This is a genomic window from Bradyrhizobium sp. HKCCYLS3013 (genome assembly GCF_051167615.1).
GTDB lineage: Bacteria > Pseudomonadota > Alphaproteobacteria > Rhizobiales > Xanthobacteraceae > Bradyrhizobium.
This window is the reverse complement of the sequence record NZ_JBNPTK010000010.1, coordinates 165,202-189,999: the sequence shown is the minus strand read 5'-3', so window position 1 is coordinate 189,999 and position 24,798 is coordinate 165,202. Positions and strand designations below refer to the sequence as shown.

The 24,798-nt window shown below is 66.6% G+C and carries 21 protein-coding genes; 15 read left to right on the top strand and 6 right to left on the bottom strand.

The genetic code is table 11. From position 1 onward, the window contains the following. Positions 1-52: 52 nt before the first annotated feature. The gene (locus ACQR1F_RS19465; RefSeq protein ID WP_434848205.1) at positions 53-433 is read left to right on the top strand and encodes a DUF3551 domain-containing protein; all 381 of its coding nucleotides are present in this window, start codon (positions 53-55) and stop codon (positions 431-433) included. A gap of 187 nt (positions 434-620) precedes the next feature. Here the strand turns inward: ACQR1F_RS19465 and ACQR1F_RS19460 are convergent, their stop codons facing one another. Beyond that, positions 621-2,570, bottom strand: a complete 1,950-nt coding sequence (locus ACQR1F_RS19460) for a hypothetical protein (RefSeq protein ID WP_434896312.1) — start codon at positions 2,568-2,570, stop codon at positions 621-623. A 103-nt stretch (positions 2,571-2,673) separates the two neighbouring features. Beyond that, the gene (locus ACQR1F_RS19455; RefSeq protein ID WP_315804325.1) at positions 2,674-3,765 is read right to left on the bottom strand and encodes a lysylphosphatidylglycerol synthase transmembrane domain-containing protein; all 1,092 of its coding nucleotides are present in this window, start codon (positions 3,763-3,765) and stop codon (positions 2,674-2,676) included. Positions 3,766-4,153: 388 nt separating this feature from the next. Between ACQR1F_RS19455 and ACQR1F_RS19450 the strand changes: the two genes are divergently transcribed. Continuing rightward, positions 4,154-4,660, top strand: a complete 507-nt coding sequence (locus tag ACQR1F_RS19450; RefSeq protein WP_316239268.1) for a ferritin-like domain-containing protein — start codon at positions 4,154-4,156, stop codon at positions 4,658-4,660. A 72-nt stretch (positions 4,661-4,732) separates the two neighbouring features. On the opposite strand, the gene ACQR1F_RS19445 is transcribed toward ACQR1F_RS19450, so the two are convergent. Further along, positions 4,733-5,167 (bottom strand): hypothetical protein, encoded by a 435-nt coding sequence (locus tag ACQR1F_RS19445; protein WP_315712681.1) that lies wholly within the window; start codon positions 5,165-5,167, stop codon positions 4,733-4,735. Positions 5,168-5,215: 48 nt separating this feature from the next. On the opposite strand from ACQR1F_RS19445, the gene ACQR1F_RS19440 reads away from it, so the two are divergent. The 3 genes from ACQR1F_RS19440 to ACQR1F_RS19430 all read left to right on the top strand — a co-directional run bounded on the left by ACQR1F_RS19440 (position 5,216) and on the right by ACQR1F_RS19430 (position 7,295). Beyond that, positions 5,216-5,806, top strand: a complete 591-nt coding sequence (locus tag ACQR1F_RS19440; RefSeq protein ID WP_434913688.1) for a hypothetical protein — start codon at positions 5,216-5,218, stop codon at positions 5,804-5,806. Between the two features lie 89 nt (positions 5,807-5,895). Then, on the top strand, positions 5,896-6,483 hold the full coding sequence (locus ACQR1F_RS19435) for a YdcF family protein (protein ID WP_434913662.1): 588 nt from the start codon (positions 5,896-5,898) through the stop codon (positions 6,481-6,483). Positions 6,484-6,554: 71 nt separating this feature from the next. Beyond that, positions 6,555-7,295, top strand: a complete 741-nt coding sequence (locus ACQR1F_RS19430) for a class I SAM-dependent methyltransferase (RefSeq protein ID WP_434913661.1) — start codon at positions 6,555-6,557, stop codon at positions 7,293-7,295. A 486-nt stretch (positions 7,296-7,781) separates the two neighbouring features. Here the strand turns inward: ACQR1F_RS19430 and ACQR1F_RS19425 are convergent, their stop codons facing one another. Further along, the gene (locus ACQR1F_RS19425) at positions 7,782-8,207 is read right to left on the bottom strand and encodes a universal stress protein (RefSeq protein WP_284420907.1); all 426 of its coding nucleotides are present in this window, start codon (positions 8,205-8,207) and stop codon (positions 7,782-7,784) included. A 51-nt stretch (positions 8,208-8,258) separates the two neighbouring features. Then, the gene (locus ACQR1F_RS19420; protein ID WP_315804320.1) at positions 8,259-8,801 is read right to left on the bottom strand and encodes a SixA phosphatase family protein; all 543 of its coding nucleotides are present in this window, start codon (positions 8,799-8,801) and stop codon (positions 8,259-8,261) included. Positions 8,802-8,906: 105 nt separating this feature from the next. Between ACQR1F_RS19420 and ACQR1F_RS19415 the strand changes: the two genes are divergently transcribed. From ACQR1F_RS19415 to ACQR1F_RS19370, 10 genes are all read left to right on the top strand, one after another. Further along, a complete protein-coding gene (locus ACQR1F_RS19415) occupies positions 8,907-10,337 on the top strand; it encodes an NAD(P)/FAD-dependent oxidoreductase (protein ID WP_315804319.1) in 1,431 nt (476 codons plus the stop codon). Between the two features lie 97 nt (positions 10,338-10,434). Beyond that, a complete protein-coding gene (msrB, locus tag ACQR1F_RS19410; RefSeq protein WP_316182987.1) occupies positions 10,435-10,938 on the top strand; it encodes a peptide-methionine (R)-S-oxide reductase MsrB in 504 nt (167 codons plus the stop codon). A gap of 296 nt (positions 10,939-11,234) precedes the next feature. Further along, on the top strand, positions 11,235-13,040 hold the full coding sequence (locus tag ACQR1F_RS19405; protein WP_316182988.1) for a flagellar hook-basal body complex protein: 1,806 nt from the start codon (positions 11,235-11,237) through the stop codon (positions 13,038-13,040). A gap of 44 nt (positions 13,041-13,084) precedes the next feature. After that, complete coding sequence (flgK, locus tag ACQR1F_RS19400) at positions 13,085-14,947, top strand: flagellar hook-associated protein FlgK (RefSeq protein ID WP_316182989.1); 1,863 nt, start codon at positions 13,085-13,087, stop codon at positions 14,945-14,947. Between the two features lie 15 nt (positions 14,948-14,962). Continuing rightward, complete coding sequence (locus ACQR1F_RS19395) at positions 14,963-16,834, top strand: flagellar protein (RefSeq protein ID WP_434881033.1); 1,872 nt, start codon at positions 14,963-14,965, stop codon at positions 16,832-16,834. A 94-nt stretch (positions 16,835-16,928) separates the two neighbouring features. Next, positions 16,929-17,735, top strand: a complete 807-nt coding sequence (locus ACQR1F_RS19390) for a hypothetical protein (protein WP_315804314.1) — start codon at positions 16,929-16,931, stop codon at positions 17,733-17,735. Between the two features lie 11 nt (positions 17,736-17,746). Continuing rightward, complete coding sequence (locus ACQR1F_RS19385) at positions 17,747-19,375, top strand: hypothetical protein (RefSeq protein WP_434913660.1); 1,629 nt, start codon at positions 17,747-17,749, stop codon at positions 19,373-19,375. Positions 19,376-19,427: 52 nt separating this feature from the next. Next, a complete protein-coding gene (locus tag ACQR1F_RS19380; protein ID WP_434913687.1) occupies positions 19,428-20,618 on the top strand; it encodes an ATP-grasp domain-containing protein in 1,191 nt (396 codons plus the stop codon). A 68-nt stretch (positions 20,619-20,686) separates the two neighbouring features. Further along, the gene (locus tag ACQR1F_RS19375; RefSeq protein ID WP_434913686.1) at positions 20,687-22,123 is read left to right on the top strand and encodes a pyridoxal phosphate-dependent decarboxylase family protein; all 1,437 of its coding nucleotides are present in this window, start codon (positions 20,687-20,689) and stop codon (positions 22,121-22,123) included. A gap of 346 nt (positions 22,124-22,469) precedes the next feature. After that, positions 22,470-24,017 (top strand): flagellin, encoded by a 1,548-nt coding sequence (locus ACQR1F_RS19370; protein WP_434837859.1) that lies wholly within the window; start codon positions 22,470-22,472, stop codon positions 24,015-24,017. Between the two features lie 177 nt (positions 24,018-24,194). Here the strand turns inward: ACQR1F_RS19370 and flbT are convergent, their stop codons facing one another. Then, entirely contained in the window at positions 24,195-24,620 is a 426-nt protein-coding gene (gene flbT / locus ACQR1F_RS19365; protein ID WP_315715996.1) for a flagellar biosynthesis repressor FlbT, read from the bottom strand. Positions 24,621-24,798: the final 178 nt, after the last annotated feature.

Below are 24,798 nucleotides of genomic sequence, written 5' to 3'. Positions count from 1 at the left end.
CGCTCCGGGCCGACAAGGGAGCGCGATCTCGGACACCGCGTCGGCGAAGAGCTTGATCCAGATCAAGCGCGTGGTCGACGACAAGGTCTCCATGATCATCCGAGCGTTGCTTGCCGGTGGTTGTGCGGGCCATTGGCCGCAGCGGTCGGAATTCGACGAGGGAGCGATGCTGATGCTGCGTTGGATAATCGCGGGGAGCGCGGCCATCTCCATGATCCCGATCGCCGCTGCTCAAACCCATGATTCCAATTATCCTGTCTGCCTACAAAAGTGGGAATGGGGTGGTAGCACCTCTTTCGAATGCACCTATACATCCTGGGATCAGTGTCGAAGGGCAGGCTGGGGTCTCGCGGCCATGTGCGTGAACAACCCATATTGGGCACAACGACAATCAGGATCGCTTGGCGGTGGTCGCCGCCGACTTGCGCGCTGAGCGTTGGGACGTCGAGGGGGCGGCCCAGCTCTCCGTCCGCTCCCAACTCACCATGAGGCTCAGAGATCTCGCTGCCACACGGCCATTGTCCCTGAGCGCCCGCTCACGGAGGGCCTCCCGAAAGACGCTGTGCGGAGCGGAGCGCTTCAGGCCGTTCTTCCTCTGCGATCTCTGCCCGAATGGCCGACTACTGCCTCACCACGCCCGCGGGCGGCAGCGGCTGGCTGGTGACGTTGGGCTCGGCCGCATCGAGGTTGAGCACTTGCGCCGCAGCCGGAAAGGCGGCGTCGGCCATCGCGGCATGGCCCTCCGCCGTCGGATGCACGGCGCCGCCATAGACCGCGGACAGCACGCCCCAGCTCGCATCGTGGATGTCGGAGGGCTGCATCGCCGCCGGCAGCCCTTGCGGATAGGTCATCGCCGAGAAGTAGCTGTCGTTGGCGTCGCGGATCCAGCGCGCGCGCGGCAAATAGGGGCGATACTCGCTGGCGCCGCGGCCGCACAGCAGCGGCTCGTTGGCGGCGCTGACGATGTTCGGATCGAAGCTGGCGCCGTCGGCCGAAAAGCATTCGCGGTCGAACGGCGGATCCTGCGGCGAGCGGGCGCAGAAGCCGTGATCGGCAAACGCGGCCTGATGCGCATCGACGAAGGTCATGCGGTCGGCCTGCGGGTCGCGGCACAGGACTCCCGCGGTGCATTGCGCCAGCCCGCGCAGTGACGGCAGGAACTCGTTCTCGACGAAGCCCGCGACCTTGGCGAGCCGCTGCGGATTGGCATTGAACGAGGGGTGGACCTCGAAGCCGGCCGGACCACCCGGGCAGGGCGTGCCCGGGCCGCTCAGCGCCGGGTTGCCGTAGGATGTGTAGATGACGTGCGAGAGGTCGCCGACCAGCGGCTTCAGCGCCTCGCGCAGCTTGGCAAAACCCTGCGGCAGGTCGCGCGCCAGCTCGCTGCGCGATTCCTCGACCGAGCCGATCACGCCGGAGCGCTTGAACAGCGTGCGCTCGGTGGGCGTATCGACGATGACGTCGGCGACGAGGCCGGAGAAGTTGATGTCGTTGGCGCCGATCGACAGCAGAATCAGATCGAGCTTGCGGTCCGGCTGGCGGCGCTTGGCCGCGGTCAGCGCCTCGCGCAGCTCGCCGAGCTGGCCGTTGACGCCGCCGGCGCAAGTGGCCGCAGAGCGGCCCGGCGTGCATTCGCGCGCGCGCTGACTGCCGAACAGGCCGTCGGCGATGGTAGCGCCGGTGCAGGCAAGCGGCAGGTAGGTGACCGCGACATGCGGATAGCGCACGGCGAGCGCCAGCGCCGTCCGTGTCTGGTAGCTGTAGAGCGAGCGGTGGCAGGCGGCGTTGAGCCAGACCGCGCTGTGCTTCTGCCAGTTCTGCAGCGTGTCCGGCGCCTCGCAGGCGCGGCCGCCTTTGAAGCCGGCGCGGCTCGGCCGATAATATTGCGCGGTCGGACCGCCGAGATAGGAGCGGAAGCAGAAGCCTTCGTCGGCGAGCGCGATCGGGCGGTCCGGATTGCCCTCGCCGGAGGCGATGCTGTCGCCGAGGCCGGCGATCAGGACGTCGCGGACCTGGATTCCGGTCGAGACCTGCAGCGTCCCTTCCGGGCTGGCGACATCGACGGATGCCACGGTCTGCCGGCCGTAGCGGACGCGCAGGTTGACCGGCTCGGCGCAGTCGAATGTCGAGGTCTGCGGCCCGTCGCCGTCGTCGAACGACCACGCGCAGGTGGCGCCGACCGGAACCGGGCCGGTCAGGCGCACGGTGACCGGGTGGTCGATCGGCGTGAGATAGCTTTCCTTGACGTTGTCGCGCGTGCATGGCTCGTTGATGCGACCGGCGAGGTCGATGCAGAGCCGGTTGACGACGTTGCGGGCCCAGCCGCGGCCGTCGCTCTGCACCGCCAACGCCTGCTCGGCGGCGAGGATGGAGCGGTCGCGCGTGCTCTCGGTATGCAGCAGGAAGTCGCGCTCCTCCCGGAAGAGACGGAAGCGGTTGCGCACCTCCCAGCTGATCTGCAGCGGCGGCGCCGTGCCGAACTGCGCGGCGGCCTCGGTGGCGGCGAGAGGGGCAAGCAGGCCGGCCAGGACGCAGGCGGCGAGCAACGGACGATGGGGCATTCGGGTCATGCGCAAGGATTCACGTCAGCGATGGGGCGGAAATAAGAGGATCGCACGCGACTTCAACCGGCCGAGGGGCGAGCCGCTGCGTCGTCCGCGAGAGAATTGATGCTCAGCGCTGGGAGTGCCGCTTGATGCGCTGGGGAACCGCAGCGTGCGCCGTGGTCGCGGCGCGCTTGGCGGCGATCTCGTCCGACACCGCGCCCTGCAGCCGGCGCCGCTCCTGCCACGGCTTGACCACATTCAGCCAGAGTTCCCTGATGCCCATGATGGAGATCGCCGTCGCGAACGGGATCACGAAATACAGCACGCGGAAAACGAGCAGGGTGGCCAGCAACTGCTCGCGGCCGAACTGCGGCAGCGCCACCAGCATCGCGGCATCGAACACGCCGATGCTGCCGGGGGCATGGCTGGCAAAGCCGAGCAGGGTAGCGAGGATGAACACCACCGACAGCGACAGGAAATCGATCGGCGGAGCGGCGGGGACGAGGAGGTACATCGCCAGCGCGCAGAAGCCGAGGTCGACCACTCCGATCAGGATCTGCACGAGCGTGAGCTGCGCCGAGGGCAGCACCACCTTCCAACCATTCTGGCCGAGCTGGCGCCGGTTCTTGCCGGCGGTCAGCCATCCGAGATAGGCGAAGATCGCCCCGAGGATGCCGATCGCGATCAACTGGTTCACCGCCGGGGGCAACTGGTCCATCGCGGTGGCGGCGGCCGGATGCAAGGTCATGCCGATACCGAGCACGAACAGATTGCCGAGCCAGAAGGTCAGGCCCGATAGGAAGCAGATCTTGGCGACGTCGATCGCTGACAGGCCGTAGTCGGAGTAGATCCGGAACCGGATGGCGCCGCCGGTGAACACGGTGGCGCCGATGTTGTGGCCGATCGAATAGCTGGTGAAGGCGCTCATCGCCGCGATGCGATAGGGCACGTGTTTCTTGCCAATCGTTCGCAGCGCAAAATAGTCATAGAAGGTCAGCGTGCAGAACGCGCCGACCACACACAAGGCCGCGAGCGCGATGTGACCGGGCGGGATTTCGGTGAGCGCGGTCAGGATGACGCCGGCGTCGACGCCCTTCAGCGTGCGCACGAGCGTCGTGATCGCGAAGGCGATGATCGCAAGGCTCGCTGCAATCCCCAGCCGCTTCCAGCCGATCCATTTCTTGAAGCCACGCCCAAGCGTGGTCAGCAGGCGCTGCATTCATCCTCCCGGCGGGGCGGTACTAGATCTTGGAAAAGAGGCGAAACCATTGATCGATGGGGCGGGCAATTCGTGACAGCCTGTTTCTTATGCTAAAATGCGCGGCTTGTGCAGTCCTTGACACAGGTCAGCTCCGACCCATGCGGCGCAGGTCTGTCACACTCCGGTCACATGGCTGGCCGCCCATCCGCCTCAGTTCGGTCCAACTGGTTACCCGCGGGGTTCACGGGCAAACCTGGTCCTCCGCGCCCGGTTCCGGACGGCAGGCTCGGTGACACAGGAACGACCGCCGCTGCCGCCGGTTAGCGCCCGCGATCACAGCGAACATGGCGACCACCGGTCGGGGGCGGGACCTGCCATGTTCCCGAACCAGGAGGACGTGAAGCAAATGGGATTGTTCACAAAGGACATCAAGACGATGAACGATCTGTTCGTTCATCAGCTGCAGGACATCTATTACGCCGAAAACCAGCTCGTCAAAGCGCTGCCCAAGATGGCGGAAAAGGCGACGGATCAGAAGCTCAAGCAGGGTTTTCTGGCCCATCTCGACGAAACCAGGACGCATGTGAAGCGGCTCGAGCAGGTGTTCGAGATGCATGGCATCGCGCCCAAGGCGGTCGACTGCCCGGCGATCGACGGCATCATCGAAGAGGCGGAGGAGGTCGCCGGCGAGGTCGCGGACAAGACCGTGCTCGACGCCGCCCTGATCAATGCCGGCCAAGCGGCCGAGCACTATGAGATCACCCGCTATGGCAGCCTGATCGCCTGGGCCAAGCAGCTCGGCCGCAGCGACTGCGCCGCCGTGCTGCAGAAGACGCTCGACGAGGAGAAGGCGACCGACATGAAGCTGACCAAGCTCGCCGAGACCAGCGTCAACCTGCGCGCCGCGAGCTGACGCTCGATCGCTGATGAGGCAAAACGCCGCGCGGGTCGCCCGCGCGGCGTCGGCGTGTGCGGATCGCGCCGGTCAGGTCTTGCGCAGCGCGAAGTTGGCGCCGCAGAACGCCATCAGGGCGCCGAGGCAGAGCGCGGCGAGGCCTGCCAGTACGCCCGAGGCCGACGGCACGGGGCTCGGACCGGAGATCGCCTGGCCGATGCCGGCCAGCATCAGGACGCCGACCACGACCAGGAAGTTGCGCATCCGCTGCGGGATCTCGCCCGACACCGCGCTGTGCATGATGTTGGCGATGAAGTAGCCCGAGGAGAACCCGACGGTGGCGATCAGCCACCATGCGATCGCCGATCCCGCCGGCATGAAGGCGCCGCTCTCGGTCTGCCACAGGCCGCCGAGATCGAGCCCGTAGCGGGCGCCGAGCATGTGCACCGCCAGCGCCAGCAGCACGCCGGCGGCCATCGCCCCGGCCAGGATCAAATGGCGCGGAAAATAGATCGTTTCGCTCATGCTCCGCTTGTAGGATAAGGCGCGCGCCACACGCAACAGGACCGATCCATTTCCGAGCGCACCACCACGGCCGGCGATGATGCGATCCGCTACGCCTACAAGGCGTCGCTGATCGGGGCGGCGCACCAGTTCGAACTGACGGAGCAGGGCCTGTCGTGGCGGTTCGCCGGCCGTACCGGCCTGTGGCCTTACGCCGAGATCGCCGCGATCCGGCTGTCCTACCGACCGGTGTCGATGCAGGCGAAGCGTTTTCGGGCCGACGTCACCCATCGCGACGGCCGCCGCCTCGGCATCATCTCCGTCTCGTGGCAGACGGCTGCCCTGATGGCGCCGCAGAGCGAGGCCTATCGCGCCTTCATTCTCGGGTTGCATGCGCGGCTCGCCGTCAGCGGCAGCAACGCGCGGCTGACCGCGGGCCTCGGCCGCTTCACCTACGGCGCGGCGCTCGCCGCGATCGCGCTGATCGCCGTCGCGATGGCCGGGCTTCTGGTGCGTGCGCTCGTCATCGCCGAATGGTCGGGCGCGTTGTTCCTGATCGGCTTCGCCGCGCTGTTCGCCTGGTATGTCGGCGGCTTCATCACCCGCGACAGGCCGCGCAGCTACACGTTCGCGGACATTCCGGCCGCGCTGCTGCCGTGATCACGCAATCGCATCGCCGGTCACCGAATGTGATCGTGCAGATTTCGCGCACCATGCCAGACTGAGCGAGTCGCTTTCGGAGTGGGACGATGCAGGATCGCGCGCTGCGCAGGCCGGATGACGCCGAGATCGCCGCGATCAACGCGCGGCATTTCGCCGACACGCCGCTGCGGCCGGCCGATCTGCTGTTCGTGTTCGGCACCCGCGTCGACGAGGAGCTGCGTGCCGAGACGGCGGCGAAGCTATGGCAGCAGGGCTACTTCCGCCACACCATCGTCAGCGGCGGCATCACGCCGGGCGCGGATGTTTCGGAGTGTACGCTGATCAAGGCCGCCATGGTGAGGCGCGGCGTTCCGGCCGAGCGCATCCTCGAAGAGCATCATGCCACGAACACCGGCGAGAACGTCGTGCTCGCGCTGCCGGTGATCGACGCCGCGCTCGGCCTCGCCAATGTCGGCAGCGTGATCTGTCTCGGCAACAGCTGGACCGCGCGGCGCTACGCGATGACCCTGCAGCGGCACTGGCCCGAGGTGGAGAAGATGCTGCTGACGGTGGACGGCTTCGGCGTGCCGCGCCATCTCTGGCACACACATCCCGAATTCCGCCGCCGCGTGCTCGGCGAATGGGACAAGATCGCGCCGTACAAGGCGAAGGGCTACATTGCGGAGTGGCCGTGAGGCGCAAAGCTCGAGGCAAAGGTGCGAGCCCCTTAGGGTGGGCAAAGTCATCGGGGGGCGCGAGCCGCACGATGATGTGCCCACCGTCTCTCCATCCGCGCGAGACGGTGGGCACGGCGCCCTCAGATGGCACGGACAAGCACGCTGATCGGGCGCGCCTTTGCCGACCCTACCTCTATGACGGAGCTTCCATGAGCCGAGGTGCGAGCCGGATCGTCGCCCATTATGAGCGTCACGCATTGGCGTGGGACGCTGACCGCCGCGCGGCCGCCTGGACTGACAAGCCTCCCATCGAACGCTTCGTTACGCTCCTGCGGCCGGGCGCGAACGTGCTCGATCTCGGCTGCGGGGGTGGTGTGCCGGTCGCAGCGCACATCTCGGCGCAAGGATTTTCCGTCACCGGGGTGGACAGCTCGCCGACGATGATCGCGCTGTGTCGGACGCGAATGCCGGATCAGGAATGGGTCGTTGCCGACATGCGGTCGTGGACCGCAGGGCGGCGATTTGACGGGGTGTTGGCGTGGGACAGCTTCTTCCATCTCGGACATGATGACCAGCGGCGCATGTTTCCGATCTTCGCGGCCTGCGCGGCTTCGGGCGGCGTGCTGCTGTTCAACGCCGGACCCGCACATGGCGAAGCCATCGGGTCCTACCGCGGCGATCCGCTCTATCATGCGTCTCTCGATCCGTCCGAGTACGCTGCGTTGCTGCGCGACAATGGATTCGAACTGATCGCACAGTCGGTCGGCGAGCCGGCCAACGGCGAGCGCAGCTTCTGGCTTGCCCGCGCCGTTCGGGCTCCGCCCGTCTGACCCAACACTTGCTCAGGGTCTTCCAACACGCGCGTGAGATTCGATGGGATCGTTTCACGCTAGCCGGATCCTTATTCACAGCCAACCGAAGCAAGATCTCGATCGAGATCACGCCGACGCATGATCGGGGGCATTCGGACAACCGCGTGGTTCATTCCGTCAGCGGACTGCGTTCACTGACCTATCTTTTTGATGCAGATCGGTTGGCCATTGGGGACAGGAGTGCAATCCCAGTCCGGACCAAATCCGGTATTCGGATTAGGATTGGGAAACCAGTAGAAGCCAGAAACGAGAAGGCAAAGCAGCGCGACGATGAATAGGATACCCAATACGTCACCAGCCCTTGGATAAGGCAGAGGCCATCTCATGACGGTGTCCTCAGTCGGCGCTTCGGTCGGGCAATATGATCGAGAAACGCCAATGCAATGGCAATGACCACGAAGTGGAAATTGGTCCACGCGCAGGATGCGTCGGACGGGCCGCGTCTTACGGCCTCACCACGAGCACCGAGCACTTGGCGTAGCGCACGACGTGGCCGGCGTTGCTGCCGAGGAAGTAGGTCCGCATCGCCGGGCGGTGCGAGGTCATTACGATCAGGTCGGCCTTGACCTTGGCTGCCTCCTCGAGGATCTCGTGATAGATGCCGCCCTGGCGCACCGTATAGCTGATGCGCTCCGCCGGGATGCCGGATTCGCGCGCCACGATCGACAGCGCTTCCTCGGCGGTCTCGCGCTGCTGCGCGTCGAAATCGGCCGGGACGTATTCGGCGAGCATCACCGGCGTCATCGGCATGACGTTGAGCAGATGCACCGTGCCGCTCCAGGTCTGTGCCAACGTGGCCGCGGTGGCGATGGCGGGCTTGGCGAGGTCGGTGTCGGCCAGATCGATCGGCACCAGAATCGAGTTGAACATCGAAGGTCCTCCTCTGTCCGCCGGGATTACGCGCCGGACCGGACCTGCCTGTCAATCGACCGAGCCATGCTTGAGCAGCTTGGGCGTGACGAATCTCAGGAGACGGCCGCGGGTGAAGCTGACGTCGCCCCAATCGTCGGTGTCGAAATCGAGCACCGCCAAACCCGCGGTCGGCATGTTGCGCATCAGCTCGTGGCGGGCCTCTGAATCGCCCCCGCCGGTCAGCGCCAGCGCGAGCTCGTGCATTCCGGGATTGTGCCCGACGAGCAGGAGCTGCTTCGGATCGTGCACTGCCGCGAGGCGGATGTGATGCAGCATCTGCATCGGCTCGGCGCCGTAGAGCCCGGGAACGGTCTCGACCTGCGGGGCCGGGACACGGTCCTTCATCGCCGCAAGCGCGAGGTCCCAGGTCTGCTGTGCCCGGACCGCGGTCGAGACCAGCACCAGCTCCGGCACCGGCGGGTGGCTGGCGATGAAATCGCCGATCATGGCGGCATCCTGGTGCCCGCGCTCGTCGAGACGGCGGTCCTGGTCGCGGCCGGTCGGCGCGTCAGTCTCGGTCTTGGCGTGGCGCAGCAGCATCAATCGGCGCATGGAATTCCGTCTCGAATCGTTCAGGCTGGGTCCGGCTGTACCACGTCTCTTTGTCGCCATTAAAAGCGTCATGACGTCCGGCGCAGGGTTCGCTAAGAAAACGCCATGAGCGAGACTTCCACAAGCGTGAACGATGACGCGGATGCCGCAGGTGCACACGGCCGCACCAGGCTGAATTTCGACCTCGACGTCGACGTCTGCGTGGTCGGGGCGGGATTGGCCGGCTTGACGGTGGCATTGTGCGCGGCCCGGCAGGGGGCGAGCGTCGCGGTGCTGGAAGGCCGCCAGGTCGGGTGGAACGCATCCGGCCACATGATCGGCACGGTGATGCCTGGGTTCGACCTGCCGCTGCCGGATCTGATCGAGCGCGTCGGGCTCGCGCATGCCCGGGCGCTATGGGCGTTGTCCTGGTCCGGTGCCGAGTTCATCCGCGCCCAGGCCACCGAGGCAGCGATGCCGGGCATCGGGCTCAGCGAGGGCGCGCTCGAAGTCTCCAATGTCGACGCCGGCGACGCCTTGATCCGCCGCCTGCAGATGCTGCACGAGGATTTCGACACCGAGGTCGAGGGCTGGCAGGTCGAGCGCGTCAGGACCGAGCTCAAGACCGACCGCTACTTCCACGGCGTCCATTACCCCAAAGCGTTCCAGCTCGACGGCCGCAGGTACGTTCACGCGCTGGCGCGGCTCGCGCACAAGGCCGGGGCGCGGATCTTCGAGGACACGCCGGTGGTCAGCATCGATGCGTCGGGCGTGCGCAAGCGCATCGTGACGCCGTCGGCGCGGATGCGGGCCTCGCACATCGTGCTGGCCGGCAACATCCATCTCGGCGCGCCGCTGCAGAAGCTGTCCGATACGCTGCTGCCGGTGTGGCGCTATGGCGGCGTCACCGCGCCGCTCGGCGAGCGCCTCGCCGAGGCGATTTCCTTCCAGGGATCGGTCAGCGATACCGACGGCATCGATCATTTCCGTATCGTCGACGGTGACCGGCTGATGTGGGCGAGCCCGGAGACGACCTGGGACGCGCGGCCCAGCGGATTTGCCGCGGCGCTGCAGCGCCGGATCCGGACGGTGTTTCCGCAGCTCGGCCGGGTCGAGATCGCCGACACCTTCGGCGGCGTCACCGGCCAGACCGTGCACGGCATGCCGCAGATCGGCCAGCTCCGCAAAGGCCTGTGGGTCGCGAGCGGCTTCGGCCGGCAGGGGCTCAACACCTCGGCGATGGCCGGACAGTTGATCGCCCAGGCGATCCTCGCCGGCGACGATCGCTGGAAGCTGTTCTCGCCGTTCGAGCTGGTCTGGGCCGGCGGCGTCAGCGGCCGGGTTGCCGGGCATGTCGTCAATCTCTGGGTCCGCGGCCGCTCCGCCGCGGCCGGGACGCTGGCGCGACACCGCGAGCGCGTGCGTGCGCAGGAGCGCATGCGCGAGATCCGGGCGGCCGAAGCGCGGCGCCGGGCGGCCGAGCGGCCCGGCTCGCGGCTGCCGCTGCGGCCGCAGCCATCCGATCTGAACCGCCATCCCGACGCCGGGGAGGGCTGACACCTCGCAAGAAAGTGAGCCGCCGCGCCCGCGCCTGACGTAACTTCGCGGGATCCCATCCGTAGATCCGGTAACCCATCGCCGTACGGAGACCGCCATGATCGACCGCCGCCTGATGTTGACCACCGCCGCCGGACTGTTCGGCTTCGCCGCCCTGCGCTGGCTCGGCGGTTCCGCGCCGGCCCGCGCCGCCGAGAAGTTCGAGGTCGAGAAAACCGAGGCCGAATGGCGCGCGCAACTGACGCCGCAGCAATACGAGATCCTACGCGAGGAGGGCACCGAGCGGCCCTGGACCAGCCCGCTGCTGAAGGAGCATCGCAAGGGTACCTTCGCCTGCGCCGGCTGCGACCTGCCGCTGTTCTCCTCCGACACCAAGTTCGACAGCGGCACCGGCTGGCCGAGCTTCTTCAAGCCGCTCGACAATGCCGTGGCGACCCGCCAGGACAAGACCTACGGCATGGTCCGCACCGAGGTGCATTGCCGCCGCTGCGGCGGCCATCTCGGCCACGTGTTCGACGATGGCCCCAAGCCGACCGGCCTGCGCTACTGCATGGACGGGCTGTCGCTCACGTTCCACCCGGCAAATCCGTCGTCGACCTGACGGGAATCTGCGCCCGGATATTCCGGCTCGTCCGTTCAAGGCTCAGATGGGGGTCTTGAGGACGCGCCGGTAGCCGTGACGAGCGGCCGCGCCGGAGCGCGATTTGGCGTGTCCGGCCCGGCAAGAACTGCCGGCTCGGCAATTGTTCACCAGTTTTGACGCTGGTTTTTTGACGTTGTTGTTTTTCAACCCGCTGATTTCACAGTATTTTCGCATCTGGCACAGCGATTGCGACAGCTCTCCACGAAACGCGGTGCGGGCCGACCTGTCACCGGCATCACAGTGGAGAGATTGGTATGGGTATCTTCGACGCGATGAATACTTCGGTGAGCGGTCTGTCCGCTCAATCATTCGCGCTGCAGAACATTTCCGGTAACATCGCGAACGCGTCGACCGTCGGCTACAAGGGCATCGGCACCAGCTTCGAAGACCTCATCCCCAACGCGACCAACCCGACGCGCCAGAATGCCGGCGGCGTCACCGCCTTCGCCAAGGCCACCATCACCACCCAGGGCACCGTCTCGACGTCCTCGGTCGCCACCAACATGGCGATCAACGGCGACGGCTTCTTCAACGTGCAGAAGGCCTCCTCGGTCGTCGACAACGTGCCGGTCTTCACTGGCGTCACCAACTACACCCGGCGCGGCGACTTCCAGCTCAACGCCAACGGCAACCTGATCAACGGCGCCGGCTATTACCTGATGGGCGTCGCGGTCGATCCGAAGACCGGCAACGCCACCGGCAACGTGCCGACCGTGCTGCAATTCGCCAACAATTTCGTGCCGGCGCAGGCGACGACCGCAATCCAGTACGCCGCCAACCTGCCGACGCAGCCGAAGACCGCCGCGAGCGGCAATGCCGCGACCGGCACCCTGGTCGCGGCCGGCGGCCTCAACTCGGCCGACCTCTCCAACGTGCCGCTGCCGGTGGGCACCAACTTCTACGCCGACTCCACCGTCACCGGCGGTACGGCGGTCAACAAGAACGCGGCGAACATCACCACGTCGACGCTGCTGTCGGGTGGTGCGGCCACCGATTCGATCACGAGCAACTTTGCCACCGGCGACACGATCACCATGACCGGCAGCGCGGGCGACGTCATCACCTTCACTTTCGTCGCCTCCGGCGCCTCGGGCACCCAGATCAATGTCGGCGACTCCGTCGGCACGCTGATGGCGAAGATCGCGGCCGTCACCGGCGTGACGCCGACCATCACTGCCGGCAAGATCACGCTGCATTCCGGCAGCGGCGAGGACTGGACCATGAGCAGCGCGTCCCCGGGTTTCACCGCGCTCGGCCTCACGTCACCGGTGGCACTGACGCGCACGGCGAGTCCCGGCACCGGCATCGTGATCGGCAATGATCTCACCAACTTCAACAACGAGACGATCTCTGGCGGCGCGGTCACGGCCTACAACTCGTCGGGCACGCCGGTGAACGTGCAGTTGCGCTGGGGCAAGGTCGACAGCGCGACGCTCGGCACCGGCCACAAGGACACCTGGAACCTGTTCTACCAGACCGACTCGAACGCGACCGGCTCGACCGTGGCGTGGCAGAACGTCGGCACCAACTTCCAGTTCGCCTCCGACGGCTCGCTGGTGTCGCCGACGACCTCCAACATCTCCATCCCCAACGTCGTGGTCGACGGCACCACGCTCGGTACCGTCAGCCTCAACATCTCCTCGGGCGCGCTGACGCAATATGCGAGCACGATCGGCTCGGCGACCATCAACCAGATCAATCAGAACGGCTTCGCCGCCGGTCAGTTGCAGTCGGTCGCCGTCAACAACAGCGGCGTCGTCACCGGCACCTTCTCCAACGGCCAGACCATCAACCTGGCGCAGGTCACGCTGTCGCATTTCAACGGCACCAATTACCTGAAGGCGCTCGACGGCGGCGCCTATGAGGCGACCGATCAGTCCGGCCAGGCCATCATCGGCGCGACCGGCAAGATCTCGGGCGGCTCGCTGGAAGGCTCGAACACCGACATCGCCGACGAGTTCACCAAGCTGATCGTGACCCAGCAGGCCTATTCGGCCAACACCAAGGTGATCACGACGGCCAATTCGATGGTGCAGGATCTTCTGAACGTGCTGCGCTGATCGCGCTGAGACGTGGCAGTTGAATTGACATAAGGCTACCGCACATGGGTTTGAGTTCTGCCCTCGCCACCGCGATGTCCGGCCTGCGTTCGACGCAGGCCGCGCTCTCGATCATCTCGTCGAACGTCGCCAACGCGAACACCCCCGGCTACGTCGCGCAGAACCCGAACCAGATCGAGGTCGCCAGCGGCGGCTTCGGCTCGACGGTGACGACGACCGGCGTCAACCGTCAGCTCGATCTGTTCGTCCAGAACCAGCTCCGCACCGAGACCTCGGGCGGGACCTATGCCAATCAGATGGCCAACATTCTGAGCCAGCTGCAGACCGTGTACGGTACGCCCGGCGGCAGCGGCACGCTCGAGACGGCGCTGAACAATTTCACCACGGCGCTGCAGTCGCTGTCGAACAATCCGAGCAACCAGTCGGCGCAATCGGTGGCGCTGTCGGCGGCGCAGGGCGTGGCGCTGCAGCTCAACGCGACCACCAAGGGCATCCAGACCCTGCGCAGCAATGTCGAGCAGGACATCGGCAATTCGGTCACGCAGGCCAACGCGGCGATCAAGCAGATTGCGACGCTCAACACGCAGCTGCAGGGCCTCGACAGCTCGGACCCGCTGGCGGCGACCCTGCAGGATCAGCGCGACAACGCGATCAACACGCTCGCCAAATATGTCGATATCCGCGTCGTGTCCGACCCGACCAACGGCACGAGCATATTCACCAATTCGGGCATCCAGCTGGTCGGCGCGGGCCTCAGCTCGGAGTTCACCTTCTCTTCGCCGGGGACGCTCGACGCCACCTCGCTCTACAACAGCGATCCGACCAAGACCGGCGTCGGCCAGCTCAACATCAAGCTGTCGAACGGCGTGTCGCTCGACGTCGTGTCGAACAATCTCCTGAACTCGGGCCAGATCGCAGCCGACCTCAAGCTGCGCGACCAGACCCTGGTGCAGGCCCAGACCCAGGTCGACCAGCTCGCGGCGACGATGGCTTCGGCACTGTCCGACAAGACCACGGCGGGCACCGCGGTGACCGGTCCGCCGGCCGGCTTTGACGTCTCGACATCAGGGCTGCTGGCGGGCAACACCATCAACCTGACCTACACGGACTCGAGCAACGTCCAGCGTCAGATCAAGGTCGTCAACGTCAACGATCCCGCTGCGCTGCCGCTGCAGAATGCGACCGGCGCCAACCCGTCCTATGTCGGCGTCGACTTCTCGCTCGGCATGGCCTCGGTGGTGTCGCAGCTCAACAGCGCGCTCGGGTCGGCGCATCTGCAGTTCTCCAATCCCTCCGGCAGCACGCTGCGGATCACCGACGACGGCACCAGCCAGGCGACCGTCAAGGCGGCCTCGGCCACCACCACGACGCAGACGCTTGCCAGCGGCAATGCGCAGCTCCCGGTGTTCACCGACGGCGGCGCGCTTTACACCGGCGCAATCACCTCGACGGGCTCGCAGATGACGGGGCTCGCCGGGCGGCTCAACGTCAACCCGGCGCTGCTCAACGATCCGACCAAGCTGTCGACCTATTCGACCTCGCCGCAGACCGCGGCCGGCGACTCGACGCGGCCGGACTTCCTGTTCGCGCAGCTCACCTCGGCGACCTTCAGCTACTCGCCGACCACCGGCCTCGGCTCGGCGGCGCAGCCGTTCCAGGGCACGGTGTCCGGCTATCTGCAGCAATTCGTCAGCCAGCAGGGCAGTGCGTCGACGCTGGCGACCCAGCTCAGCCAGGGCCAGGCCGTCGTGGTCAGCACGCTGAAGGAGAAGTTCCAGGGCACCGCGGGGGTCAACATGGACAGCGAGATGTCCAACCTGATCCAGGTCCAGAACACCTATGCGGCAAACGCCCATATCATGTCGGTCGTGCAAAGCATGATGCAGAGCCTGCTCCAGGCGTTTTAGTGAGGCGCGTGTAAGATGACGATCAGCAGTGTCAATTACGGAAGCTCTCTGCTCGGCCTGTCCGTGCGGAACATCACGAGCCAGCTCGCGGACCTTTCCACGCAGCTCTCGAGCGGCGTCAAGGCGAACAACTACGCCGGCATGGGGCCCGACGAGGGGTTCGCGATCGCGGCGCGGGCGCAGCTGTCGAACATCTCGGCGTTCACGCTGACGATGACCCACGTCAATACCGTGATCGGCGCGGTCAATACCTCGCTGCAGTCGCTGTCCAAGATTCATGACCAGGTCCAGAGTGGCGCCTCGGCAACACCGCAGAACCTGACCAGCACTGGCCAGACCACGGGACAGCTGACGGCGCTGTCCAACCTGTCGGCGATCACCGGCATTCTCAACACGCAGGTCGGCGACCGCTACATTTTCTCCGGCAGCGCCACCGACCGGCCGGCGATCGCATCGGCCGACGACATCCTGAACGGCACCACAACGCAGGCCGGGCTCAAGCAGGTCATCGCCGAGCGGCAGCAGGCGGATCTCGGGCTCAACGGTCTCGGGCGTCTCAACCTGTCGGCGTCGGCCACCATGCCGATCACGCTGGCGGAGGACGTCGCCGGCTCGCCGTTCGGCTTCAAGCTGAGCGGGGTGACGTCGTCGCTGACCAACGCCACGGTGACCGGACCGTCCGGCTCGCCCGCGGGCATCTCGGTCGATCTCACCGCCGGCAATCCGAATGCGGGCGACCAGATCAGCTTCACCTTCAAGCTGCCCGACGGCACCTCGGAATCGATCAAGCTGACGGCGTCCACCACGACGCCGGCGCCGACCAATACGTTCGCCATCGGTGCCACGCCCGCGGCCACCTCCGCCAATCTCAACGCGGCGCTCAACACGGCGCTGTCGACGCTGGCCAACACCTCGCTGACCGCCGCCTCGGCGGTCGTCGCCGGTGACAACTTCTTCAACACGGCGAGCTCCGTGTCGGGCACCGTGGTCAACAACAAGCTCGCAACACCGGCGCCGATCACCGGAGCGACGCTGCTGTCGGGCGGTGCGGGCTCCGACTCGATCGCGACCAGCTTTGCAACCGGCGACACCATCACCGTCAACGGACAGACGCTGACCTTCGTCGCCTCCGGCGCCAACGGCAACAACCAGATCAATGTCGGCGACAGCGTGCAGACGCTGCTGTCGAAAATCGATACGCTCAGCGGCACGTCGACGCCGTCGACGGTCAGCGGCGGCGTGATCACCTTGCGCACCGACGACGCCGCCAGCTTCTCGGTGTCGAGTTCGAACGCGGGTGCGTTCGGGGCGCTCGGCTTCTCCGGCACCGTGACGGCGCCGACGCCGCCGTTGCGCGTCTCCGGCTCGCCGCTGGGATCGGCGACCAGCCTCGTGAACGGTTCGGCCAACACCGTCGCCTGGTACACCGGCAACAGCGGTCCCGGCTCGGCGCGGTCGAGCGCGACCATCCGGATCGACACGGCGCAGAGCATTCAGTTCGGCGCCCAGGGCAACGAGTTTGCGATCCGCAACCTCGTGCAGCAGACCGCGGTCTATGCCGCCGTCAACACGCCGCCGGCGGGTGCGAATGCCCCGCAGCAGATCGGCGCGCTCAGCCAGCGCATCGCCGCCAACCTGACGCCGCAGCTCGGCCAGCAGGCGATCTCGGACATCCAGACCGAGTTTGCCAACGCCCAGACCACGATGAAGGACGCCACGGCGCGCCAGACCCAGGCCAAGGCGGCAATGCAGGCCATGGTCGACCAGACCGAGGGCATCTCGCAGCAGGAGGTGGCGAGCCAGATCCTGCAGCTCCAGACCAACCTCCAGGCGTCCTACCAGACGACGGCGATGCTCGCCCAGCTGACGCTGGTGAAATATCTGTAGCGCCCCCGGGGACGGCGGTTAGGTTTTCGTTAACCACGTCTCTTTAGCTTTTGTTCAGATCTGGGGCGAGAGCCTCTTTGTCTGGAGGCGGAACGTGAGTGACGGAACCGACGAGCGCATTCATCTGGTGGTCGCGACACCATGCTTCGGCGGCCAGGTGTCGAGCATCTATGCGAGCTCGATCTTCGCCCTGCAGCGCGAGTTGCGCGCCACCTCCAACGTCGGCCTCACCGTCCACATGCGCGACGGTGATGCGCTGATCACCCGGGCGAGGGCCAATCTCGTCACCCTGTTCCTCAATGATCCCACAGCAACCCATCTGCTGTTCGTCGATGCCGACATCGGCTTTACGCCCAGGCAGGTCTTCCGGCTGATCGAGTCCGGCGGCGACATGGTCGCCGGTGTCTATCCGGTCAAGAAGGTCAACTGGAGCAAGGCGCGCCGCGCCATCAACGACAACCGGATGGACGTGCCGGCGGCGTCGCTCGACTACGTGCTGGAGATTGACAATCCGGACCACGTCGCGGTGGTCAACGGCTTTACCCGCGTGCGCTATGCCGGCACCGGCTTCCTGATGATCCGCCGCCGCGTCATCGAGGCGATGATCGCGCATCCGGCCTACGCGCCGCTGCAGTTCTTCCGCGAGCATTCGCAGGATGCGCTGGCCGGCAGCCCGAACCGCTTCGCGCTGTTCGAATGCATGATCGATCCGGCGACCGGCACCTATCTCAGCGAGGATTTCGCGTTCTGCAGACGATGGACCGATCTCGGCGGCGAGATCTGGGCCGATCTCGACAGCCGGCTCGATCACGTCGGTCCGTCCGTCTTCCATGGCAATGTCGCCTCGCAATTCGCCTCGGCGGTGGCGGTTCCGACCGCTGCTGCGGCTGACGCAGCCTGACGATCCGTACCATGACCCCGGCGGCAACCCGGTCGCAGATCTCCCAGCCATCCCGCATCGACCGGCGCGAGCAGGGCGTCGCGGCCGGACTGCGTGATCTGTTTGCCCTGCTCGGCGATCTCCTGATCGATGGCGGCGACGCCCGCCTGGCGCTCGATCGCCCCTGGGGCCGCAACGTCTATGGCTGCGGGCCGTCGCCCGAACCCGATGTGCTGTGCTTCGCATCGAGCACGGCGTCGCCGATTTCGGAACGCGCCTACGCGCGCGTCGAGCTGGCGCGCGAGCAACTGATGCATGCGGCGATCTCGCTCGGCCTCGGCGCCGCGCTCGACCGGCGCACCGAGGAGATGCGCTGCGAACTGCGCGGACATCTCGGCCTTGCCGACGACATCGACATCGTGTTCTCGCCGTCCGGCACCGACTCGCAACTGCATGCGCTGGCGCTGGTGCGGGCGATGCTCGGCGAGAGCGTCACGAGCATCGTCGTCGGCAGCGACCAGACCGGAAGCGGCACTGCCGCGAGCGCCCGGGGACACCATTTCAGCACGCGGACGGCGAACGGCCTGGCGGTGCGGACGAACACGCCGATCGAGGGGCTCTCGGGCGACGCCGTGTCGCTGCCGCTGCTCGACGGCGCATCGATGCAGCCGCGCGGCGATATCGATGCCGAGGTGCTCGACAGCGTCGAGGCGCTGGCGCGGAAGGGCCGTAGCGTCCTGCTGCAGGTCATGGAGTCCTCCAAGCTCGGCTGGCGCGCGCCGGACATGGCCTGCCTGGACGAGGTGGCGCGGCGCTGGCCGGGGCGCGTGCAGGTCGTCGTCGATGCCTGCCAGATGCGGCTCGGCACGGCGCGGCTGCGCGCCCATCTCGATCGCGGCCATCTGGTGCTCGTCACGGGCGCGAAGTTCTTCGGCGGACCCGCCTTCAGCGGCGCCCTGCTGGTGCCCGCGGCCGCAGCGGCTGCGCTGCGCTGCGGACATCCGATCGCGCCCGGCCTGTTCGACTATGTCAATCGCAGCGATTGGCCGCTCGCCTGGACGGATCTGCGCGCGCGCACGGCGCCGCGCGCCAATATCGGCCAATGGCTGCGCTGGGAAGCCGCGCTGGCGGAGATCGCCGCATATCACGCCGTGCCCGAGCCGTTCCGCCGGATGGCGATCCGGCAGCTCGGCGAGTCCATCGAAAGCCTGCTGATGCTGTCGCCGGCGCTGCGTCCGATCGCCGCCCGCGCGCCTGCGCTGGATGGGAGCGACGACGAGTTCGGCTTTCCCACCATCTTCCCGTTCGCGCTCCAGCGTGACGGCGGCCTGCTCGGCCTCGGTGAGACGCAGGCGGTGTATCGCGCGCTCCAGCGCGATCTCCGCAGCCGCTTCACCGGGCGAGCAGCCGAGGTTGCCGCGCGCCAGTGCCTGATCGGCCAGCCGGTGCGGATCGAACGCGCGGGCGAGGCGCCGACGGCCGCGCTGCGGCTGTGCATCGGGGCGCGCCAGGTGACGGACGCATGGTGTGACGACGTCACCGCCGCCCGGGTCAATCTCGAATCCGACATCGACCGCGTCGCCGACATCGTTGCCAAAACAGAGCTGCTCGTATCGGATCTGAGCAGCCAGGATCTCAGGGACATCTGCAATGCCGACTGATTTGCTCGCGCTGGCCGACGCCACCGGCGCAGGATGTGCCGACCGGGTCGGCATGGCCAAGCTCGCCAAGGCCGCCTTCGACGGCCAGGACCTGAAACCGATGTGGGCCGCCTTGCTCGCCAAGCTGCTCGACGGCCGCGCGGAGCCGGGCGAGGGGCTCGACCTGGCGCTGATCGCGCAGCTCATCGGCGAGAAATCGTCCGGGCTTGCAATCCAGCACGACGTGCTGCAGTCGCAGCAGCTCTATCGCGTGCGCTGCAAGAGCGAGACGCCGCGCCTGCGCGTGCTCGCGCTCGCTGCGGCCACCGACATGGGCAGCAACACGCCGATCGAGTTCCTGCTCGAGGATACCGACTTCGAGCTGCTGCTGCTCTACGTCGTTCCAGGCGCGAACCTGCTGGCACCGCTGCCGGCCCATGACGTCGCCATCGTCATCGCCTCCGATTCCGAGGATTGCCAGCACGCGCTGCGCGAGATCGATGCCGTCGCGGCGCGCTGGCCGCGTCCGCTGCTCAATCCGCCGGAGCGGATCTGGCATCTCGACCGCGACAAGCTGCATGCGCTGCTGGCCTGCATCGACGGGCTCACCATTCCGGCGACCATCCCCGTCGACCGCGAGCGCCTGATCGAGATCGCCGACGAGCGCGAATTGATTGCGGATGTCGACGAGTCGCTCGCCTTTCCGGTGATCGTGCGGCCGCGTGGCTCGCATGCCGGCGTCGGACTGGAGAAGGTCGACGAGCCGCTCGAACTGTCGCTCTATCTCGACGAGCGCGACGAGCAGGAGTTCTTCGTCTCGCGCTTCGTCGACTATGCCAGCGAGGACAGCCAGTTCCGCAAGTACCGCATCGTGTTCGTCGACGGCAAGGCCTATGCCTGCCACATGGCGATCGCGCGGCGCTGGGACATCTGGTACCTCAACGCCAACATGGCCGGCAGCGAGAGCAAGCGCCTCGAAGAGGCGACCTTCATGCAGACCTTCGACATCGGCTTCGGCCGCCGTCATCGCAGTGTGCTCGATGCGATCGCCGCGCGCGTCGGTCTCGACTATTTCATCATCGATTGCGCGGAGACCAGGGACGGCGCGCTGCTGGTGTTCGAGGCCGACAATACAGCCGTCGTCCACAACATGGATTCGCCGGAGATCTTCCCCTACAAGCCGCCGCAGATGCAGAAGATCTTCGCGGCCTTCGCGGCCATGATCGAGAAGCGCGCCGCGTCTCGGGCGGAGCAGGCGGCGTGACCGCCGGGCTGCGCATCGATCCCGCGTCGCGGACGGCGGAGACGCTCGATCCGCAATATTGGGACCAGATGCGCGCGCTCGGTCATCGCATGCTCGACGACATGATCGACTATGTCGCCGATATCCGCGACCGGCCGGTGTGGCAGCCGATGTCGCCGGCGACACGGCAGAGCTTCCGCCGCGCGCTGCCGCATGCGCCGACCGATCTCGCCGAGGTCTATCGCGATTTCAGCGAGCTCGTCGTTCCCTACGCGACCGGCAACGTGCATCCCGGATTCATGGGCTGGGTGCACGGCGGCGGCACCGTGGTCGGCATGCTTGCCGAGATGCTGGCTGCCGGACTGAACGCCAATCTCGGCGGCCGCGACCATGCGCCGATCGAGATCGAGCGGCAGGTCGTCGACTGGACGCGCCAGTTGTTCGGCTTTCCGGTATGCGCCAGCGGCATCTTCGTCACCGGCACCTCGATGGCGAACCTGATGGCGGTGCTGGTGGCGCGCCGCGCCGAGCTCGGCGCGTCGGTTCGCTCGGCGGGTCTCGGTGAGGAGGGGCGGCGCTTGCGCGCCTACACGTCGAAGGCGGCGCATGGCTGCATCGCCAAGGCGATGGACATCTGCGGACTGGGCAGCGACGCGCTCGGCTGCATCGCGGTGGATGCCGCACATCGCGTCGACGTCGGCGAGCTGCGGACCGCGATCGCGCGCGATCGCGCCGCGGGCCTGCATCCGTTTCTCGTCGTCGCCTCCGCTGGCACCGTCGATATCGGCGCCATCGACGACCTCGCGGCTGTTGCCGAGCTCTGCCGTGCCGAGGGGCTCTGGTTTCACGTCGACGGCGCCTTCGGTGCGCTCGCGATGCTGTCAGCGGAGCTCGCACCGAAGCTCGCCGGCATCGAGCTGGCGGATTCGATCGCGCTGGATTTTCACAAATGGGGGCAGGTGCCCTACGATGCGGGCTTCCTGCTGGTGCGCGATGGCACCAAGCATCGTGACACCTTCGCCTCGCCGGCCGCCTATCTGCGCCGGGAAACCCGCGGTCTCGCGGCGGGCGCCGAATGGCCCTGCGATCTCGGTCCTGATCTGTCGCGCGGCTTCCGGGCGCTGAAGACCTGGTTCACGCTGAGAACGTTCGGCACGGACGCGCTCGGTGCCGTGATCGCGCGAAGCTGCGAGCTCGCGCGCCATCTGGAGTCGCGGGTGCGCGCCGAGCCCGAGCTCGAGCTGCTGGCGCCGGTCAATCTCAACATCGTCTGCTTCCGCTATCGCGCAGACGATGCCGATGCGCTCAACGGCGAGATCGTCGCCGACATCCACGAATCCGGCCTCGCCGCACCGTCGACCACGATGCTCGACGGACGGCTGGCGATCCGTGCCGCGATCGTCAATCATCGCACCGGGACGAGCGACATCGACCGGCTGATTGCGGCGGTCCTCATGTTCGGCCGCCAGCGCGCGGCCGGTCTCACGCCGTTGATCGAGATCGAAGCTCCGCCGCTGGCGCTCTGATCGCAAACCGCATCTAGGCGTCGTCCGCTGGTCGATGACGACCGCCGACGGAATGTAGCCGCGCGTGTCGAAACCTTTCCAAAGGTGGTTGACGCGTTGTGAATGACGGGTGCGGTTGTTGAATCAATGAGCCTTTTCAAGGGGCGTTCCTGCGTGATGACGCGGCAATGAGCCGCGCCGATGCGCCTGTTCTGCTGATTGAGGCGGCTGCGCCCCACAACTCTTCAGCGTTTGTTAGCCACTGCCATTCACCGTGACGCCCGTCGTCCGGGTCGCTCAAGTCGACCTGGGCTTCACCCTGATCTCGAAGGGATCGGGGCTTATTTCACACCAGAAGGGTATGAAAATGTCAGGTATCGTCCTCTCGGCGTCGGTACGCCAGAATCTGCTATCGCTTCAGTCGACAGCTCAGCTCCTCGCCACCACCCAGAACAATCTCTCCACGGGCAAGAAGGTCAACTCGGCGCTCGACAATCCGACCAACTTCTTCACCGCCCAGGGTCTCGACAACCGCGCTTCCGACATCTCCAATCTGCTCGACGGCATCGGCAACGGCGTGCAGGTGCTGCAGGCCGCCAACACCGGCATCACCTCGCTGCAGAAGCTCGTCGACAGCGCCAAGTCGATCGCCAACCAGGTGCTGCAGAGCGCGGTGGGCTACTCCACCAAGTCGAGCGTGACCTCGGCAGCTCTGACCGGCGCGACCGCCACCGACCTGCTGGGCTCCAGCTCGACGGCGGTGACCGGCTCGGTCGTGCAGAACGACAACACGACGCCGGCGGCGATCACCGGCTCGACCAAGCTGTCGGGCACGTCGGGCACCGCGTCGAACAACCTCGCCACCGGCATCACGTCGGGTGAGACGCTGGTCGTCAACGGCACCACCTTCACCTTCGTCACCGGCACGTCCTCGACCGGCACCGACATCGGCATCGGCGACAGCGTCAGCAACCTGCTGTCGGCGATCCAGACCCAGACCGGCGTGACCGCGTCGATCACCGCAGGTGCGATCACCCTGACGCCGCCGGCGTCCGGACTGACGCTTTCGGGCAGCAGCGGCACCTTGGCCAAGCTCGGGCTGACTGCCGTCGGCGATGGCTTGTCGGGACAGACCTTGACGGTCGGCGCCACAGGAGGTGGTACGGCGACCAGCATCACGTTCGGCCTCGGGACAGGGCAGGTCAAGTCGCTGAACGATCTCAACGCCAAGCTCGCAGCCAACAACCTGCAGGCCTCGATCGATTCGTCGACCGGCAAGATCACCCTCACCACGACCAACGACGCGGCGTCCGCCACGATCGGCGCGATCGGCGGTACGGCGGCGGCTTCCAGCCAGTCCTTCAACGGTCTGACGGCGGCGGCTCCGGTGGCGGATGTGACCGCGCAGACGCAGCGCGCGAGCCTGGTCTCGCAGTACAACAACGTGCTGGCGCAGATCAACACGACCGCGAGCGATGCGTCGTTCAACGGTGTCAACCTGCTCAACGGCGACACGCTGAAGCTGACCTTCAACGAGAACGGCAAGTCGACGCTGTCGATCACCGGCGTGACCTTCAACTCCGCGGGCCTCGGCCTCTCGACGTTGACCTCGGGCACCGACTTCCTCGACAACAACTCGGCGAACAAGGTGATCGGCGTGCTCACCACGGCGAGCTCCACGCTGCGCAACGAGGCCTCGACGCTGGGTTCGAACCTCTCGGTCGTGCAGGTTCGTCAGGACTTCAACAAGAACCTGATCAACGTGCTGCAGACCGGCTCGTCGAACCTGACCTTGGCCGACACCAACGAGGAAGCGGCCAACAGCCAGGCGCTGTCGACCCGCCAGTCGATCGCGGTGTCCGCGCTGTCGCTCGCCAACCAGTCGCAGGCCAGCGTGCTGCAGCTGCTGCGCTGATCCGCAGGCATCGTCATCTCTTGAAAACCAAGGCGGCGGGGGAAACCCCGCCGCTTTTTCATTGGACGACATGGAAGGTCCGACGTTGCTGGCGGCGGAGCCTGGCGAGCGCGCAAAAATCGGAAGGCCCGGCCTCGCGACTGGCGAGCCGGGCCTTCCGATGTGAGGAGGAAAAGCTCAGGCCGCCGAGCTCACCGGCTTGTCCTGCTGTTCGGCTTCAGCCTGCTCGATCAGCTTCTTCTCGTAGGCGACGAGCTTCTTGGCTTCCTTCAGGGCCTGATAGAGATCGCCGTTCAGGATATGGCCGTTGATCGCCTCGATGATCGGCCAGGCGCTCGGCACCGTCGTGATGATGTCGCGCAGCAGGTTGAAATAGGTGCCGTGATCCGCATCTGCCCCCGGCGAGATGTACATCAGCTGGACCGCAAGATAGACGAGCTTGGCCGGCGTGTCGGCCGTCTCCGGCGTCAGGATGTCCTTCTCGCGCAGGATCGGAATGTTCTCGCCGTCGATCAGGAGGCGTGCGCGCTGGTCGGTATTGGTGATCACGCAGGAGCCGATGATGATGCGCTCATGCGGCTTCAGTTCGACTTTCAGGGCCATTCTCATTCTCCGTTGCCGCAATCGGCGTGGCGCCGAACCTGCTGCGTCGAGGCCGATGACTGGTCCAGCTGCCAGTCTCAATCGCGCGGGAATTCTGCGCGCTCGATCGGCCGGCGCGCAGCAATCCTTTCCGATCATGGTTAACGGACGGTAAACGGCCGGGCGCGGCCGGCGAATA